Raw genomic sequence first — 18329 nt, 5'->3', positions numbered from 1 at the left:
GGCCCAGCATTGCTGGGCTTTTTTACGAGATTAAACATCATTGGTGATTTATGAATATAAAAAAAGTGGCAATTTTAGGTGGTGGAACAGCTGGTTGGCTAGCTGCAAACCACATTGGCAAAGAGCTGCTGAAGCGCAAAGGTGTTTCAGTGACTTTAATTGAGTCACCCGATATACCGCCAATTGGAGTAGGCGAAGGCACAGTACCCGACATAAGAAACACGCTAAAAACTTTTGGTATTCGTGAAGATGAATTTATTCGCCAATGTGATGCGACGTTTAAGCAGTCGATAAAATTTGTTAACTGGATGGATAAAAAAAAGCATGGAGAAGGTAATTTTTTTCATCATTTATTTGATGTGCCAAACCCCTACGATACTAAACATTTAACTCAACATTGGTTAAACGATAAGCAAAAATCAAAAAGTCATGCGCAGTATTTATCTTCTCAGCACGCTATTTGTGAGGCTGGTTTAGCCCCCAAAAGTATCACTAATGCCCAATATGAGGGCGAGTTAGCTTATGCGTACCATTTCAATGCAGGGAAATTTGCGCAACTGCTCTCGTGTAATGCAAAAGATAAGTTTTCGGTGTCTCACGTACATACCAATGTAACTCAAGTAAAGCTTGCTAATGATGGCACAATAGCAGCGTTAGTGACTGACAGCGAAGGTGAACTTGAATTTGACTTTTATATTGATTGTTCGGGTTTTGAATCTTTACTCATAGATAAAGCTTTAAAAGTCCCTTTCGTTGATGTGTCTGATAGCTTACTGATAAATAGCGCCTTAGTTGTGCAAGTACCTACAAAAGAAGACGAGGATATTCCGCCTTATACACTTGCTACCGCTCATCAAGCTGGCTGGATTTGGGACATTGCGCTCACTAATAGGCGGGGAGTGGGCTTTGTTTATTCAAATAACCACATGACCGATGAACAAGCACATGAAAAACTGAACCGTTATCTAGGGGCAAGTAAGCAAGGTCTTAGTTATAGAAAAATCCCCATGAGAGTAGGTTATCGTGAAAAGTTTTGGCATAAAAACTGTGTCGCGCTTGGCTTAGCGCAAGGCTTTTTAGAACCATTAGAGGCAACCTCTATTTTATTAACTGATTTTTCAGCTAAGTTTTTAACCCTACGTTTTCCATCATCAACAAAGCAGCTTGAACAGTTAGAAACGCGGTTTAATCACGCTATGGGGTATGCGTGGGAACGTACTATTGATTTTATTAAATTACATTATTGTATTTCAGATAGAACAGATTCAGCTTTTTGGGTGGCCAATAAAAGTGATGACACTATTTCTGAGTCATTAAAAGAAAAGCTTAGTTTGTGGGAAGAGTTCATTCCGGTTAGAGATGACTTTTTCAGCCAGTTTGAAGTGTTTTACTTAGAAAACTTTTTATTTGTACTTTATGGAATGCATTTCAACACTAAGGCACCGCCTTGTACCAGTGCAGAACATGAACACTGTTTAGTACGTTTACAACAACGAGCTGAGATAGATCAATACTTAATAAATAAGCTACCCAATCACAGAGCGCTTTTAGATAAAATTAAACAATATGGACTGCAGTCAATCTAATGATTTGTGAAAGGTTTAAGCGCTATATTCACAAAGATCATCGTACACTTGCGAAAGAGGCTATCGAAAGACGGCCTTTTTTAGCATCCGCTAAGCAGCTTTGTTCAGAATAAATATTGGCACTGTGTAATAAGTTACCTTGGTAAATAACAAGGCGGTTAAATTTAGCATCAACTTTAAAAACCTGTTCAAATAAACTTGTGCTGCCAGATAAATAGCCTTGATGCTCATTAGGGGCTTTTTTAACCTCATTAACTATATCTGTAAGTAGTGGCTTATGTTGTTGTTTAAATTCAATAATGTTTTTAGGTATATACTTATAAATACTTGTTCCACCAAGCTCCTCTGGCGATAAGTAATGTACAAATGCGTAATCTCTTTCATCACATGAATCAATATGCGGTACTTTTTGGTCAACAATTAAATTTGCAGGTTTGCATGAAACTAATGAAAGTAAACTTTTATGAAGAATAGACTCTTGATAATTTTTATTGTCTATTTTAGGCAGTATTTCATTTTGAAAAAACGCATGTAAAACCCTTAAGTAGGGTTGTGGCATATTGTCGCGAATGCCAGGATAGAAAGAATTGTCTGAAAACATAGGATTAAAATAGGCTATGTTATGGGCAAAATTCATTACACTATTGGTATCTAAAAGAAAATCATCTACAACGAAGGCTGATAGTTTAGTGCCTGGGATCATCAACTTTTTAATTACTAAGTTTGGGTTTACAGTCAAATTTTTCATTATTTAATGTCTATTTTTGATGGGCTTATTTAAGTGAGAACTTTTTATTTAGGCACAAAATTAATATACCACCGAAGACAGCGTTGTCAAAGGGCGCTTTTTGAGCTAATTGTGTTTACGCATTTCTTCTTCAGTGGCGTTTATTGGTTATTTGTTGAAATAATAAGCGATAATGTTTTTGTTAATTATTAACGTACAAAATGACACAAAATTTTCACTTCCTTTTTGTCACCAAAACCATTAGCCTTAGGCCACTAACAGTAATAAATCAAATTAATAAATAACGGAGCAGTAACATGGCGGAGCAACAAGTACAGCCTTTACACAACGAAAAACATGCCAACACTAAAATTAAAAATGGCATCAACATCGAATTTATGAAAACTCAACACTTAGTGCCAGTGGTTGCACATGAGTTTGCGCGTATCGCCAATGAATTCCCAATGTCTTTTGTCAAAAATAACGAAACAGGTACTTTTCAAGCGGTTGCAATGTTTGGCCTAGAGCCAGGCGAAAATTTATTTATTGATGGCGACAAATGGACAGCATCATTTGCGCCTATGGCAACAACGCGTTACCCATTAGGTTTAGTAAAGCACCCAGAGCAAGATCAATTTGGTATCGTAATTGACGAAGCGAGCTCATTAGTTGGTGAAGAAGAGGGTAATGCATTATTCGAAAACGGTGAAGAAACTGATTACCTTAAGCGTCGTAAAGAAGCGTTAGTATCGTTCATTGAGTTTTCTCAAGTAACTGATGCGTTCACTAAATTCCTTGCTGATAAAGAACTACTGGTAGCACAAACGCTAACAGTTGATATTAAAGGTGAGAAAAAAGACATCAACGGTATTTACCTTATCGATGAGAAGAAACTAAATGAGCTAAGCGATGCAGACTTTCTTGAGCTTCGTAAGCGCGGTTATTTAGCACCAATCTATTCTTTCTTAACGTCTACACACCAAGTAGCACGTTTAGCACGTTTAAAAGCGCAACAAGCGTAACTTTAAACGAAATTAAAAAAGCGCCTTAGGGCGCTTTTTTTGTGCCATTAAACTCAGTTCACTTGAAAAACGCTTCATAACCATTCACATTGGTTTTAATCCTGTATTTATAAAAGAACACACAATGAAAAAATCACTATTATTAGGGCTCATTGCAACAAGTTTAATGGGGTTGAGCACGCAGGCATTGAGTGAAAACACAAATACGCCGTTTGCCATTGCGATTCATGGCGGTGCAGGCACGATTGAAAAAAGTAAATTTACGGCAGATCAAGAGCAAGCTTATCGCAATAAATTAACAGAAGCTGTTGAGGCCGGATATAAGGTACTTGAACAAGGCGGAGAAAGCCTTGATGCAGTGACTACTGCCATTGAAGTACTTGAACAATCGCCTTATTTTAATGCTGGGCGTGGTGCGGTATATACCTATGATGGTAGTCACGAATTAGATGCCTCTATAATGGATGGTCGCAATCGTCAAGCAGGCGCTGTGTCAGGTATTAAACATATCGAAAGTCCAATTAAACTTGCCCGGTTAGTAATGGAAAAATCAGTGCATGTGATGTTAAGTGGTCAAGGTGCAGAAGAGTTTGCCAAAGAGCAAGGCATTAGCCTATTAGAGAACAATATATTTGATACTGAGCATCGTTATGAGGCTTTATTAAAAGCCAAAAAGAAACTCGAGGCGAGCAAAAATACCAGTAAAGATTATCAGGCAGCGCATAAAGCGTTACCAGTAAATTATAAAGTGGGCACGGTCGGAGCGGTGGCACTGGATAAACAAGGGAATTTAGCAGCGGGCACGTCAACTGGCGGAATGACCGCAAAACGTTTTGGTCGTATTGGCGATGCACCGGTTATTGGCGCAGGTACTTTTGCTGAAAATGCCTCATGTGCGGTTTCGGCAACTGGGCACGGCGAATATTTTATTCGTTATAATGTGGCAAGTGATATTTGTGCGCGAGTAAAGTACCAAGGTAAAACCATAGACCAAGCAGGTAATGAAGTAATAAACGAGGTGCTTAAACCGATAGGGGGCACAGGCGGTGTTATTATTATTGATACTAAAGGCAGTATTAGTTTGCCGTTTAATACTTCAGGCATGTATCGTGCGAGTAAATCGAATACCCAAGCAACCTACGTAGGTATTTTTAGTGACGAATAAACACTATTAGTCACTGGCTGGTGGTTTATATAATAATCCCCTGATTGTTATATTCTTTACAGGATTAACCCCAGCCATTTAATTTGCTACAATCGGGGCTCTTTGACTAATTTTTATAAGGTATGCAGGTGGTAAACCTAGGTCAGTTATTTGGCGAGCTAAAAACGTGCTTAAAAAAAGATCAATTCAGTTTTAAAAAACGTCTTCACGGCGTTAAAAAAATCACCGACGAGGCAAAACTTACCAGTGCGCTTGAAAAAATTGCGGCTGATATTAGTCGTAGTCAAACGCTTCGAGAGCAGCGCTTAGCTGGGCTACCTAAAGTTACTTATCCTGAGCAGTTACCGGTTAGTCAAAAAAAAGACACCATTAAAGAGGCCATTGCTAATAATCAAGTGGTGATCATTGCTGGTGAAACTGGCTCAGGCAAAACCACACAAATACCTAAAATGTGTTTAGAGCTAGGCCGAGGCGTTGAGGGCTACATTGGCCATACGCAACCAAGGCGTTTAGCAGCACGTAGTGTTGCCAACCGTATAGCAGAAGAAATGCAATGCGAGCTTGGCCAGCAGGTCGGTTTTAAAATTCGTTTTAGCGATCAGGTATCTAATAACAGTTACATCAAACTGATGACCGACGGTATTTTATTAGCTGAAATACAACAAGACCGATTTTTAAATCAATACGACACCATTATTATTGATGAAGCGCATGAACGTAGCTTAAACATTGACTTTATTTTAGGTTATCTTAAAAATTTACTCCCAAAACGCCCCGATTTAAAAGTTATTATCACCTCAGCAACTATCGACCCTGAGCGCTTTTCTAAGCATTTTGATGATGCACCTATTATTGAAGTATCAGGAAGAACGTTTCCAGTTGATGTACGCTATAACCCAATTAGTGATATTCAAAAAGAAGATATGGAAGCCGAAGGCGACCAACTTCAGGGGATTTTTGATGCGGTAGATGAACTTTGCGCCGAAGGTCCTGGCGATATACTGATTTTTTTAAATGGTGAGCGAGAAATACGCGATACCGCCGATGCACTAAGCAAGCGTAATTTAAAACACACAGATGTATTACCTTTGTATTCAAGGCTATCGAATGCTGAGCAAAACCGTATTTTTGCGCCGCATTCGCGCCGCCATATTATACTCTCTACCAACGTCGCTGAAACATCGCTAACAGTACCTGGTATTCGTTATGTTATTGACCCGGGTACAGCGCGAATTAGTCGTTATAGTTATCGCACAAAAGTGCAACGTTTACCTATAGAGCCTATTTCGCAAGCCAGTGCTAATCAGCGAATGGGGCGCTGTGGACGTGTTGAAGCGGGTATTTGTATTCGTTTATATTCAGAAGATGACTTTTTATCGCGTCCTGAATTTACTGACCCTGAAATATTGCGTACTAATTTAGCATCAGTTATTTTGCAAATGTTAGCCCTTGGGCTGGGTGATATGGCGCAATTTCCTTTTGTGCAAGCTCCAGATAGCCGAAATATTAATGATGGTTTAACATTGCTTGAAGAGCTACAAGCAGTAAAAGCGGCTAAGCGTCATCAAAAAACCAGCCTAACACAATCTGGGCGAGAGCTAAGTCGTTTGCCGGTTGACCCGCGTTTAGCAAAAATGGTGCTAACTGCACATAAACTGGGTGCATTGCGTGAGGTGATAGTTATTGTTGCCGCGCTTTCAATTCAAGACCCCCGCGAGCGACCACAAGAAAAACGCCAAGCCGCGAATGAAAAACATGGTCGCTTTGACGATCCAGACTCTGACTTTATTGCCTTTTTAAACCTGTGGAATTATTTAGAAGAGCAGCAAAGTGAGCTGACTAACAGCCAGTTTAGAAAGTTATGTCAAAAAGACTTTTTAGCCTATATGCGTATTCGTGAATGGCAAGATATCGTTTATCAAATCAGCACTGTGTGCAATGAAATGAAAATGAAAGCCACCACTAATGTCGCAGACAGTGAGCTTATTCACAAAGCACTTTTAAGTGGCATGCTCAGTCACATCGGTTTTAAAGACGAAAAGCAGCTATATAAAGGTGCGCGTAATAGCCAATTTCATATTTTCCCAGGCTCAGGCTTATTTAAAAAGAGTCCAAAATGGATGATGTCGGCTGAGTTGGTGGAAACCAGTAAACTCTATGCTCGTATTAATGCCAAAATTGATGTGAACTGGGTAGAACCGTTCGCTCAGCATTTAGTAAAACGCAGCTACACAGAACCCCACTGGGAGAAAAAGCCCGGTGCGGTCATCGCCTTTGAACAACAAACTCTGTATGGCTTATTAATTGTTAATAAACGCCGCTGTGTGTACAGCAATATTGACCCTAAAGTAAGCCGAGAGTTATTTATTCGCACAGCGCTGGTTGAACAAGAGCTGGGACTCAATGAAGGATTTTTACAATATAACCGCGAATTAATTGAAGATATTCAAGTGCTCGAGAACAAGTCGCGTAGGCGCGATATTTTAGTTGATGAACAAACCTTATTTGAGTTTTACGAGAAAAAAATACCGAACGATATTAATAATCGTGCTGCGTTTATTAAGTGGTATAAAACACAAAAACAGCAAGACAAACGCTATCTGCACATGACGCGAGAAGAGCTCATGCAGCATGGTGCAAGTAGCATTACCGAATTTGACTATCCAGATACATGGCAACAAGATAACTTAATGTTGCCGCTTACTTATCATTTTGATCCAGGCCAAGCAGTTGATGGTGTTGCCGTGCAGATACCGGTTGCGCTATTAAACCAAGTTCAAGAAAGTGGTTTTGATTGGCATATACCGGCATTTCGTCATGAGCTAATTTGTGGGTTAATCAAGTCATTGCCAAAGTCACTTCGCCGTAACTTTGTCCCTGCGCCTAATTATGCCGATGCGGTGTTAGCGGCCATAGAGCCTCTACAAGGCTCGTTAATCGACTCACTAAGTAATCGGTTATTGCGCATGACTGGCGTGCGAGTCGACCCTGAGGCGTGGGATTTAACAGCCCTTGCTCCTCATTTAAGATTGCAGTTTGAAGTCCGTGATGAAAACGACCAACTTCTTGCCCGTGGTCTCGATTTAGCTAAGCTTAAAGCGCAGCTTCAAGGCAAAGTGACAGACACCTTATCTAAAGTGGCCGATAAAGGCATAGAAAAAACCGATTTAACCCAGTGGGATTTTGGTGAGTTACCAACATCGTATGTGAAAAAGCAAGGTCAATACGAAATTAAAGCCTATCCAGCGCTGGTGGATAAAAAATCAACGGCCGCAGTAGAGCTATTCGATAACGAAATAAAAGCGCAATTAGCGCACCAGCAAGGTTTACGTCGTTTAGTACTGTTAAACGTGCCATCACCTATTAAATACCTGCAGCAAAATCTACCAAACAAAGCTAAATTAGGATTGTACTTTAATCCTTTTGGTAAAATTGCCGATTTAATTGATGACTGCATTGCATCAGGCGTTGATAGCCTATTAGTTAAATATGGTGACATTCGTACAAGTGAGGCATTTGAAACGGTTAAAGAGCATATTCGCGGCGAGTTAGGCGATACCGTTGTGGCCATTGCTACGCAGGTTGAGCAAGTACTGAGTATTGCGCATGCACTGCATAAAAAAATGAAAGGGCGTGTAGATTTAACCATGATCACCGCTCATGGGGATATTAAGTCTCAGCTAGAGTCGCTTATTTTTAAAGGCTTTGTCAGTCAACATGGGGCAGACAAACTAGGCGATTTAATTCGTTATTTAAAAGCGATTCAAAAACGCCTAGAAAAACTACCTGTTGACCCAAATCGTGATAGATTATGTGTGTTAGAGCTTGAAAAAGTGTCGCAAGAATATAAAAAACTAACGAATAAAACACCTAAAGGAATGCCACTGCCTACTGATGTTGAGGCTATTTTTTGGATGCAGCAAGAATTACGCGTATCCTTATTTGCACAAACCTTAGGTACGCCTTATCCAATTTCAGCAAAACGTGTGTTAAATGCGATAAAAGAAATTGAATAATCTCTTTATTCTCTATTAAGCTAAGTAAGTTAACAGAGGGACTAACTTGAGAAGGAAATGACATACCTATGTCCTCATTAATAAAACACAGAGCGCGACAGTTGTTAGTGGTTGATGATGAGTATTTCAATTTTGAAATACTCAAAGCAGGGTTAGCATCAACATTTGATTTGAGCTATGCTGATTCTGGTAAAAGTTGTTTAGCATCTGCGATTGCAAATCCGCCCGATATTATTTTGCTTGATGTGTGTATGCCAGGACTCGACGGTTATGATACCTGTCGCATACTTAAACACACGCCAGAGACAAAAAACATTCCGGTGGTCATGATATCTGGACTTGAGTCGGAGCTTGAGCAACAAGCAGGCTTTGACGCAGGGTGTGATGCTTACGTTGTAAAACCTTTTTCTATCGCCGTACTACGAGAAAAAATTAATAATATTGTGTAGAGGGAATTATGTTTACCGAAGATAAGCGAAACTATAGACGTATGCAGGTTAACACGCCAGCAAAGTTAACCTCAATAGAGCCTGTTGCTGGGCTCAGTTACACTGGCACCTGCCTTGATTTAAGTGCAACGGGTCTTTCATTACAACTCGATGATTTGTTAGAGCTTAACTCAATTTTATCGGTTGATATTGCATCAACGCATCCGAGTATTGCACCATTGAAAGCCACCGTTAAGGTGATACGTGCCAGCACCGAAGAGGATGGCACGATAACCGCAGGGCTCGAAATTGTAGAGTTTAACTAACTACTTAATTAGTTTTTAGTAAACCTTACAAATAAGCCCTTTAAGGTAAAAGCCTTCAGGATAGCTGCCTGCAATAGGGTGGTCAGCTGCTTGATTTAAGCGCTCCATGATCAGTAAATCCTTACCTGCATCAAGGGCTGCATCTGCGACCACTTTTTGAAACAAGTTTTGTTCCATTAAACCAGAGCATGAAAATGTTAGCAAAGTGCCACCTGGCTTTAAAATTTGCATCGCAATCATATTTATATCTTTATAACCACGACACGCCCCAGTTAACTGCGCTTTGTTATCAGCAAATTTAGGCGGGTCCATAACAATGGTATCAAATAAAACGCCGTCTTCACGGTATTGACGTAATAATTTAAAGACATCTTGTTTTACAAAGTCGACTTTATTTAAATCAAGATTATTATGCTCTACATTACGCTTTGCTGTATCAAGTGCTGGTTGTGAAACATCAACATTGGTTACATGTTTACAGCCACCGCGCAGGGCATAAAGAGAAAACGTTCCCGTATAACTAAAGCAATTTAATACGGTTTTGTCTTTTGAAAAACGCTCCAGTGCAGCACGGCTATCTCGTTGATCTAAATAAAAACCAGTTTTATGGCCTTCTAGAATATCAACTTCAATTTTTAAACCATTTTCTTCAATTATGACAGGTCCAGTGGGTTCACTCCCCCAAAGTACGCCCTTAATAGGCTCTAGCCCTTCTTTGGTTCGAACATCTACATCTGAGCGCTCATAAATAGTAGAGCCTGGGAAAATAGCCATTAAAGCACCAACAATCTCACCTTTATGACGTTCTGCGCCTGCGCTTAGTAATTGACACACAATTACATTATCAAACTTATCTATGGTAATACCGGGTAAGTAGTCTGATTCTGCTGCACATAACCTAAAGCCGGTAAGTCCACCTTCTTCAATTGCATGGCTGCGAGCTTCTAAAGCACGGCGAAGACGACGCTCAAAGAAATGTTGATCAATCACTTCTTTTTCGTCAAAGCTCCAAACACGAGCACGTATTTGTGAATGAGGACTGTAAGCTGCGGTGGCTAAAAATTTACCCTCACTGTCGTGTATGGTTACCGTGTCACCTAATCCAGGTTTACCTTTAATTTTTTTGATGGCTTTAGAAAATAACCAAGGGTGTTTTCTTTTTAATGATTTATCGCGACCAGCTTGCAGGTAAACGGCAGATGACATAAGGCTTCTCTGTAGTAATAAATAAGCGCTGTATTTTAGTCAAGGCTCGCGCAACATACAATGAATGTTTTGCAAGGGGCTTATAAATCGCGGTAAAGTAGCCATTATTAACTCGTTTAAATAGATTTTTGGAAATTCGGTGGACAATTCAGCTCTTAGCCCCTCATTACATCAACTTAATCAGCAATGCAGAGACTTTATTACATCCTTAGTACATGCGGATGTTGCCCATGATATTACCCATATTGAACGGGTAGTGCGTGTTGCTGTGCAGCTATGTATAGCAGAGCAGGCTGATATGGCGATTGTATTGCCTGCAGCTTGGTTGCATGATTGTGTCGCGGTGGCTAAAAATCATCCAGATAGAGCAAGGGCATCAACAATGGCCGCGGATAAAGCGATTAACTTTTTAGCGTCTATTGGCTATGATGACGCGCTATTTGATGATATTCACCATGCCATTGCCGCACATAGTTTTAGCGCCAATATTGCTATTAAAACGGTTGAAGCACAGATTGTACAAGATGCTGACAGAATGGATGCCTTGGGTGCTATTGGCGTAAGCCGTTGTATGAAAGTAGGCGGCTCTATTAGTCGATTATTATACAACCCCGATGATCCATTTTGTTTAAACCGAGAAGCAGACGATAAAAAGTACACCCTAGATCATTTTTTTATTAAATTACTGCATATTGCCCAGAGTATGAATACTCCTTCTGCAAAAGCCGAAGCACAAAGACGCACTGCATATATGCACGACTTTTTAGCTCAGCTTAAATCTGAAATTGGTGAACAACGCGATGACACCTAAACTTTCGGGAATTGATCATTGTCATTTAAATGTTCAAAGCCTCAACCAAGCTATTGAGTGGTATGAAAAGGTGCTTGGTTTTACCGTAGTAGAGCAGTTAGCCTTTTGGAATGAAGAGGGAAAAGGTCCTTTAACACTCGAAGATGAAAACGCCACTACACGATTGGCTTTATTTGAAGGCGATGGGCGTAGTAAAGGAATCGCTTTTGCTGCAACAGGGGAGCAATTTGTTATTTGGCTCAAGCATCTTGAGCAGCACCAAGTGAAAACCATATTGGCTGATCATGGCGTGACATTCTCAATGTATTTTAAAGATATTAGTGGCAATAGCCATGAGATCACGTCCCATGACTATCGTATTATAAAACAGCATTTTCCGGCTGTAGCTTTAGGCTCTCACAATGCCAAAAGAAGCTAGGGTCAGTTGCACTTTGCGCAGTAATATTTGCTCAAATAAGGGGAGATTTAATCGCGCTCTTGATGGGCCTTTTTTATCGCTAGAACAGCGTTTATCTGACCAATAAAAAGCTCAACTAGATGTGGGTCAAAATGTTTTCCCGCTTGGTGCTGCATATGTTCTATTGTTTGCTCAATGCTCCAAGGCTCTTTATAAGGACGTTTTGATGTGAGTGCATCAAATACATCAGCAATCGCCACAATCCGTCCCTCAATTGAAATTTCTTCGCCTTTCAATCCATTAGGATAGCCTGTGCCATCCCATTTCTCATGATGTTCAATTGCCAGTACGTGGGCAAGTTGCAACAAAGGGGAGGGTGAGTTGGCCAATATTTTAGCTCCTATAGCAGCATGCTCTTTCATGTGTGCAAATTCGTCTGGAGTTAATTTTCCTGGCTTTAATAATATTGAATCAGGAATGCCTATTTTTCCGACATCGTGCATTGGTGCAGCTTGGCGCAATAACTCAGCGTGTTGCTCATTCATTCCTAGCGCTAAAGCAAGTACCTTGCTGTATTGACTCATTCGAGCAATATGTTCACCCGTATCGGTATCTTTGTACTCTGCAGCGCGCCCCAATCGTTCTACTAAGTCTACATGTGCTTGTTTTAGCTGCTCGGCTTGTACTAAAGAAAGATGTGTTTTTACCCTTGCCTTTACAATAGCAGGACTAATAGGTTTGGTTATGTAATCAACTGCACCTAAAGAAAAACCTTCCGATTCATCTTGCTCTTGTGTAAGTGCGGTAACAAAAATAACTGGAATATGTGCGGTTGTAGGATTAGCTTTTAAAATTTTACACACTTCAAAGCCATTCATATCTGGCATCATAACATCAAGTAAAATGAGGTTCGGTGGATCGTTTTCAATTAATTGCAGTGCTAATGGCCCCGATTTAGCGAACGACAAACGGTAGTTACTCGCTAAAACCTCGCGCATTACTTTTAAATTCGCAGGTTCATCATCGACGATTAATATTCGCGCCTGATTTATAGATTGAGCCATCGTCGTCCTCAGAAGAGCTAATTATTAAGTGTTGTTAATAATGCATTGAGCTCTATTTTTGCATTATCAAATTCAAATTCATTAAACTGTTCACAAATGCTTAAAATAGCATTTTTGTGCTGTTCTGGTGTTATTTTCTCAATATAACTTAATAACGTATCGTCCAACTCTGCTCGTTTAGCTTGGCTAAGTAAAAGCGTTAATTGGTGAATAAATTCAGCATTTGACACGGTTACTTTTTGTAATTTATTCTCTTTAGGAGCAAAATGTAAATGTGATAATTCATCTGCTAGCTGTTGCCACTCTTGTTGGCATTGTAATATGCATTGGGCATAAGTAGCTATATCACGCTGCTTTTCAGCTTGAGCAACTAAGTCAGACAAATTATTAAGCGCTAAGTTACCTGCAAGACCTTTTAAATTATGTAGAATTTGAGCATGGTGTTTATCGTTTAGCTTATTGGTCGCTAAGGTTTGCATACTATTTTGATGCTGAGCTAAAAAGAGCGCGACTTCTTTGAGGTGCTTTTCTTTACTGCCCCACATTTTCTCACCTTTAACTAAATCTATACGGAGTTTTGAGTCAATCGGATCTGCAGTTTCTAACCGGCTTATAGCAAGCCCAAGCACTCTTGCTATTTCGTAGTTGAGCTGGTTTATGTCAACGGGTTTAGTTGTAAATCCATTCATACCCGCTTGTTTGGCTGTTAGCTTGTCTTGCTGTAGCACACTGGCTGTTAAAGCAATTATTGGGGTTTGCTCTAGTTGCTTTTGCTGCTCTAAAGAGCGAATTGATGCCGTAGCACTGATCCCATCGCATTTAGGCATATGAATATCCATTAAAATAATATCAAAGCGATGTTGATTAAATATTTCAATGGCCTCAAAGCCATTATTAGCCTTTCTTACCTGATGCCCAGCTTGTGAGAGCATAATGGTGAGTAGCTCAATATTTTGTTCAATGTCATCGACCACTAAGATTTTTAGTGGTGGTAAATTAAATACGTTTTTACTAATGATCTGTACCTGACTTTTCTCGCCTTTTTCAAGCGCGACAGTAAAGCAAAAGCAGCTACCTTGGCCAAGGGTACTTTGTGCATATATATGGCCACCCATTAACTCAACCAGCTGTTTACTAATCGTTGTTCCAAGCCCTGTGCCACCAAATCGGCGAGTTGTGGTGCCATCTGCTTGCTCAAAAGGTTTAAAGATAGCCTCAAGACGATCTTTTTCAATACCTATACCTGTGTCTTGTACTTCAAATAAAATAGGATGATTGGGGTTATGAGTAACCGACAAAGTAACATGGCCTCGTTCGGTAAACTTTATCGCATTGCCGATTAAATTGGTTAGCACTTGGCGTAAACGCGTATCGTCACCAAAATAAAATGGATTCACATTGTCAGCTATTTTTAAATTGAGTTTTAGGTCTTTACGTTTTGCATCCAGCCAAAATGTAGACACAATATTGTCGAGTAATTCTTGCAAGTTAAAATGTACATTTTGAATTTCGAGTTTGCCTTTTTCTAACTTTGCTGAGTCGAGGATATCGTTAAGTAAGTGCAACAAAGAGCGCGCGGCGTTATTAACAGTAATTATTTGCTTCTGTTGATCTTTATTAAGCGGGCTATCTATCAAGATATCACTAAAGCCAATAATTGCATTCATGGGGGTACGTATCTCATGACTCATATTTGCCATAAAAGACTGTTTAGCTTGCGCGGCTACTTCAGCCTCGTATTTAGCTTGTTTTAAGCTTTGCTCATATTCATAGCGTTTGGTTATATCAACCAAAACGCCATCAACCCAGCGGGCATCATTTTTAGAGCCTGTGACAATACTTGCTTGATCCAGTACCCAAATAATATTGCCGTTGCGATGGCGAATGCGGTATTCAATTGAGTATTGACTGGTTGATGCAACCGCTTGATCAATGGCTAAAGAAATAGCCGCTTCATCTTCTTTAACAATCAGCTCGGCAAAGGTAATACGCTGCTCAGTAAACTCTTCAGCGCGATAACCCGTTAGTTCATAGACGCTTGGGCTTATAAACAACATACTCCAGTGTTCATCTAACAAGCAGCGAAATACAACACCGGGCATATTGTTCATCAAGGTACGATATTGTCGCTCTTTTTCAATTAAGCTTTGTTGTAATGCTTTTTGTTCAGTTAAATCGGTAATAAAGCCAACAAATAGTGTTTCAGTTTGCAATTGCTTTACTTCACCAATCCCTAGTCGAATTGGAAATTGATGACCATTTTTATGTTTTGCCCACACATCACGATTAACGCCAATCACACGCTTTACTTCATGGTTTGTGGTGTTTTTTAAAAAAGCATCGTGTTGATTAGCAATATCATCAGCCATCAATATTTTTACATTTAGGCCAATGACCTCATTATCTTTCCAGCCAAAAATCGTTTCTGCGGCCTTATTAAAGCTTAAAATGGTACCTTTAATATTGATAGTGACGATGCCATCAATAGCAGTTGATAAAATAGCATCAAGGCGAGACTCTTCAGCAGATTTTTTCCCTAACAGCATTCTGTAGCGGATCATGCCATTGATGATCACAACCACCGCTGTTAATAAAAGCGTGGCGAACGACACACTAATAGCAATAAAGGTTAGATGTGATTGGTTTGTTTGCTCGTTAATTATCGGGCTTGTTGCAATAAATCGCGTAGCAGCCATGCCCATATAATGCATACCAGCCACGGCAAGGCCAAGAATAAGGGCGCAAATAATACGATTATGCACCGGCGTTAATTTTTTAAAGTGTGCTGGTAAATGAAAACGTACATAGAGGCTGATGAAAGAGAGCAGCACTGCTACAACAATTGAAGCGCCAAACCATATTGGATCATAACGAAGTAAAGGACTTAATTGCATCGCGGCCATACCGCTGTAATGCATGGTGCCAACACCCGCGCCGAATAAAAGAGAGCTTAGAATTAAATTGATAATACGAGGGTTAGAGCTATATGTTTTCAAACAAGAAAAAGCAATGGTACATGCCAGTAAAGCCGGTATAAACGACACAAAAGTGAGTGTGGGATCGTATTCAATTGTAGTGCACAAAGAAAATGCGAGCATAGCAATAAAATGCATACTCCATACCCCCCCAGCAAGCACTAAAGCTGCAGTTACATTGGCCAGCTTACGATAAGACTTAAAGTGAGTATTATTTGCTAAATCGATAACGTGAAGGGAAAAGTAGGCTGCAAAAATTGCGGTGAGTATAGATAGTGTCACTAAACTTGGGTCGTATACACCATTAATAATTAGACTTGGATCTGGTTGGTTTATAAAAAAATTAGATAGCATCAATCATTCACATAATAACTCTTAAACCCAGTCTAATATAAACGCAACAATAATCACAAGGTATTGAGCTCTAAGTTACAACAGCAACGTAAGTGTTTTAAGCTCTAAGTTACAACAGCAACGTAAGTGTTTTAAGCTCTAAACTTACTATTCATTGAGAATTACTACATGCATTGGTATTAAAATGGCATTTAGTAGGGATTATTTATAGATCAGCCGTTATGGTACAAGGTAAAATAAAGCCCAGTGTTTAATTATAACTAGGCAGCATTCATTGTTGGATTACACTTTAAAGCGAAGTAAACGAAGAAAAACAGTAGCGATCAAAGTCGCACAACGAGAACTTACGGTGTATGCGCCCCATTTTGTAACGAAAACACAAATTAATGAATGGCTGTTGAGTAAACAGGGCTGGATTGATGCTCAGTTACATAAGCAACAAATTCAAGCCGATACACGACAGTTTCCACTCAAAACCCATAGCATTAAATTATTTAATGAAGCTGTAAATGTGCAATTTGAAAATGCAGCACGCACTCAATGGCAGCAGTACAATGAAAGCCAAACGCTGTTACTGAGTATTTCTTCACGTGTGAAGCATCAAACGCAAATGTATCAAGGTTTGCTAGAGCAGTTTTTGCATGAGAAGTTAGAAAGTTATATTGAAATGCGAGTTAACGACTATTGTCAGCTGATGGGTGAAAAGCTACCGAGTAATATTCGTATTCAATTGTATAAGCGTCGCTGGGGCAGTTGTAACCGCAGGCGTGAACTGACCTTCAACTTGCACTTGGCAAGCGCACCTACATGGATAATTGACTACGTGATTGTGCATGAGTTAGCGCATTTAAAGTATTTAAATCACAGTGCACAATTTTGGCATCGTGTAGGATTATTTTATTCAGAACACAAAAAAGCAAGTGCTTGGTTAAATAAGCATGGCATGAGTTTACAATGGGTTTTTGAATAATTAGAACATAAAACGAGGTAGTAAAGAGAAGTGGTGGAGGGAGCTGGATTCGAACCAGCGAAGGCTGAGCCGTCAGATTTACAGTCTGATCCCTTTGGCCGCTCGGGAACCCCTCCAATGCAACGCGGCAGATAATAGCAAACTTCTTATTTAAGTAAAGAAAAAAGCTAAAGAAAATTCAAATTTAGCCGATAAATACTTATTAATTAGTTAAATAGGCTAAAGTCTATGCATATTGGTGATTTGTTAATCACGGAGAGCCAGTTAAAAACGAGGCTTAATGAAAGTGTGCACGATAACCGCCGAGGCGAGTTTGCACTTTTATTAGCAATGCTCTCTCATGACGCGCTTGATTTTAGTGAGTTTCACTTACCTAAAAGTGATGCAAGTGGTTACCAAGCTGATGAAGAGACCTTGCGAAAGCAATTTGGTGCGGGCCCAAAGCAGCCATTAGCGCCAGATACCTTTAATATGTTAATTGGCAAAAATAACACGGAACTTTTAGCAAAAATGGGAAGCGCTATAGGGATGAGTGATATAAAGTTAACTCAGTGCTTAAAGCCTGAACCGTTAAATATTCGAGATGATAAAAATCATATTCCGCTTAACGTGATTGATAATTGTGAACTGGCGGTACGTCGGCGAATTAAAAACAGTGATATGCCGCTCTCAAATATACAAATGGATGCCGCAGCATTTTATGATGATTTACAAAATGAAGCCCTCCACCAGCCATTACATTTGTTTAGTGCCTAATTAAATTACATTAAATGCTGTTTTTTAAGCGCCATTAGATTGTAATAAACTGTGTTTATATTAGTGGTTTTGTAGGTGCTTTATTTTAATAACCGATTTAATATAAAAAAAGCATCCAAAATTTAAATGCAATTGCTATAATGGCGCAAATGGTATGACATTAAATGCCATTATCATTAAACCAAGGTAATTAGGAACGTAATGAAGAAAACATTCACGCTGAATCATGAGAAAATCAAATACCCTCGTATGGTTGATGCTGCAAAGCATGAAGTGAAAAAATATTTGAAAAGAGAACGTAATAAAACTTTACCTGTTGATGCCGACTACTGGGCATTTGATTGTAAGTTTGGTAACACGGCTGAAGAGGCCCAAGTGGTTCACGTTGCTGAAATTAACAATCACATCAGTGAAATTGAAAAGCAAGGTTTAACCTCTTTCTACTTAGAGATTTTAGCAAGACCTGCACAACGTCAAGACTTCGATGAAGGTGATGACGAATAAAGCGCTAAGTTGCGTTTAGTGT

General features: G+C 39.6%; 15 protein-coding genes and 1 tRNA gene. 11 read left to right on the top strand and 5 right to left on the bottom strand.

Annotation, left to right across the window (positions count from 1 at the left end):
• Positions 1-50 precede the first annotated feature (50 nt).
• Complete coding sequence (locus CWB75_RS11025; RefSeq protein ID WP_138570650.1) at positions 51-1586, top strand: tryptophan halogenase family protein; 1536 nt, start codon at positions 51-53, stop codon at positions 1584-1586.
• A 37-nt stretch (positions 1587-1623) separates the two neighbouring features.
• Here the strand turns inward: CWB75_RS11025 and CWB75_RS11020 are convergent, their stop codons facing one another.
• A complete protein-coding gene (locus CWB75_RS11020; RefSeq protein WP_055013250.1) occupies positions 1624-2334 on the bottom strand; it encodes a DUF6445 family protein in 711 nt (236 codons plus the stop codon).
• Positions 2335-2630: 296 nt separating this feature from the next.
• On the opposite strand from CWB75_RS11020, the gene CWB75_RS11015 reads away from it, so the two are divergent.
• The 5 genes from CWB75_RS11015 to CWB75_RS10995 all read left to right on the top strand — a co-directional run bounded on the left by CWB75_RS11015 (position 2631) and on the right by CWB75_RS10995 (position 9270).
• Entirely contained in the window at positions 2631-3335 is a 705-nt protein-coding gene (locus tag CWB75_RS11015) for a SapC family protein (RefSeq protein WP_010388497.1), read from the top strand.
• 124 nt (positions 3336-3459) lie between these two features.
• A complete protein-coding gene (locus tag CWB75_RS11010; RefSeq protein WP_138570649.1) occupies positions 3460-4500 on the top strand; it encodes an isoaspartyl peptidase/L-asparaginase family protein in 1041 nt (346 codons plus the stop codon).
• A gap of 128 nt (positions 4501-4628) precedes the next feature.
• On the top strand, positions 4629-8516 hold the full coding sequence (gene hrpA, locus CWB75_RS11005) for an ATP-dependent RNA helicase HrpA (RefSeq protein WP_171039114.1): 3888 nt from the start codon (positions 4629-4631) through the stop codon (positions 8514-8516).
• Positions 8517-8584: 68 nt separating this feature from the next.
• On the top strand, positions 8585-8965 hold the full coding sequence (locus tag CWB75_RS11000) for a response regulator (RefSeq protein WP_010388500.1): 381 nt from the start codon (positions 8585-8587) through the stop codon (positions 8963-8965).
• Between the two features lie 8 nt (positions 8966-8973).
• The gene (locus CWB75_RS10995; protein ID WP_010388503.1) at positions 8974-9270 is read left to right on the top strand and encodes a PilZ domain-containing protein; all 297 of its coding nucleotides are present in this window, start codon (positions 8974-8976) and stop codon (positions 9268-9270) included.
• A 15-nt stretch (positions 9271-9285) separates the two neighbouring features.
• Here CWB75_RS10995 and CWB75_RS10990 read toward each other — a convergent pair whose 3' ends face one another.
• Complete coding sequence (locus CWB75_RS10990; RefSeq protein ID WP_138570647.1) at positions 9286-10476, bottom strand: class I SAM-dependent methyltransferase; 1191 nt, start codon at positions 10474-10476, stop codon at positions 9286-9288.
• 139 nt (positions 10477-10615) lie between these two features.
• Between CWB75_RS10990 and CWB75_RS10985 the strand changes: the two genes are divergently transcribed.
• Positions 10616-11287, top strand: a complete 672-nt coding sequence (locus CWB75_RS10985) for an HD domain-containing protein (RefSeq protein WP_138570646.1) — start codon at positions 10616-10618, stop codon at positions 11285-11287.
• Positions 11277-11705, top strand: a complete 429-nt coding sequence (locus tag CWB75_RS10980; RefSeq protein WP_010388507.1) for a VOC family protein — start codon at positions 11277-11279, stop codon at positions 11703-11705. Before CWB75_RS10985 ends, CWB75_RS10980 begins: the two co-directional genes overlap by 11 nt.
• A gap of 47 nt (positions 11706-11752) precedes the next feature.
• Here the strand turns inward: CWB75_RS10980 and CWB75_RS10975 are convergent, their stop codons facing one another.
• Together CWB75_RS10975 and CWB75_RS10970 are read right to left on the bottom strand one after the other, a co-directional pair.
• Positions 11753-12748 carry a response regulator gene (locus CWB75_RS10975; protein ID WP_138570645.1) on the bottom strand — a complete coding sequence of 332 codons (996 nt, stop codon included), beginning with the start codon at positions 12746-12748 and terminating at the stop codon, positions 11753-11755.
• A gap of 17 nt (positions 12749-12765) precedes the next feature.
• Positions 12766-16077 (bottom strand): PAS domain S-box protein, encoded by a 3312-nt coding sequence (locus tag CWB75_RS10970; RefSeq protein WP_138570644.1) that lies wholly within the window; start codon positions 16075-16077, stop codon positions 12766-12768.
• A 277-nt stretch (positions 16078-16354) separates the two neighbouring features.
• On the opposite strand from CWB75_RS10970, the gene CWB75_RS10965 reads away from it, so the two are divergent.
• Complete coding sequence (locus CWB75_RS10965) at positions 16355-17047, top strand: M48 family metallopeptidase (RefSeq protein WP_138570660.1); 693 nt, start codon at positions 16355-16357, stop codon at positions 17045-17047.
• Positions 17048-17078: 31 nt separating this feature from the next.
• On the opposite strand, the gene CWB75_RS10960 is transcribed toward CWB75_RS10965, so the two are convergent.
• A tRNA-Tyr gene (locus CWB75_RS10960) sits at positions 17079-17163 on the bottom strand.
• Positions 17164-17275: 112 nt separating this feature from the next.
• Here CWB75_RS10960 and CWB75_RS10955 point away from each other — a divergent pair.
• Together CWB75_RS10955 and CWB75_RS10950 are read left to right on the top strand one after the other, a co-directional pair.
• A complete protein-coding gene (locus tag CWB75_RS10955) occupies positions 17276-17803 on the top strand; it encodes a VC2046/SO_2500 family protein (protein ID WP_138570643.1) in 528 nt (175 codons plus the stop codon).
• 201 nt (positions 17804-18004) lie between these two features.
• Positions 18005-18307, top strand: coding sequence for a DUF6172 family protein (locus CWB75_RS10950; RefSeq protein ID WP_054201143.1), 303 nt, complete (start codon positions 18005-18007; stop codon positions 18305-18307).
• Positions 18308-18329: the final 22 nt, after the last annotated feature.

The organism is Pseudoalteromonas sp. S1608, assembly GCF_005887265.1.
In the GTDB taxonomy this organism is placed as follows: domain Bacteria; phylum Pseudomonadota; class Gammaproteobacteria; order Enterobacterales; family Alteromonadaceae; genus Pseudoalteromonas; species Pseudoalteromonas undina.
Note: the sequence above shows the minus strand (reverse complement) of the source record. Positions and strands in the feature narration are given on the sequence as shown.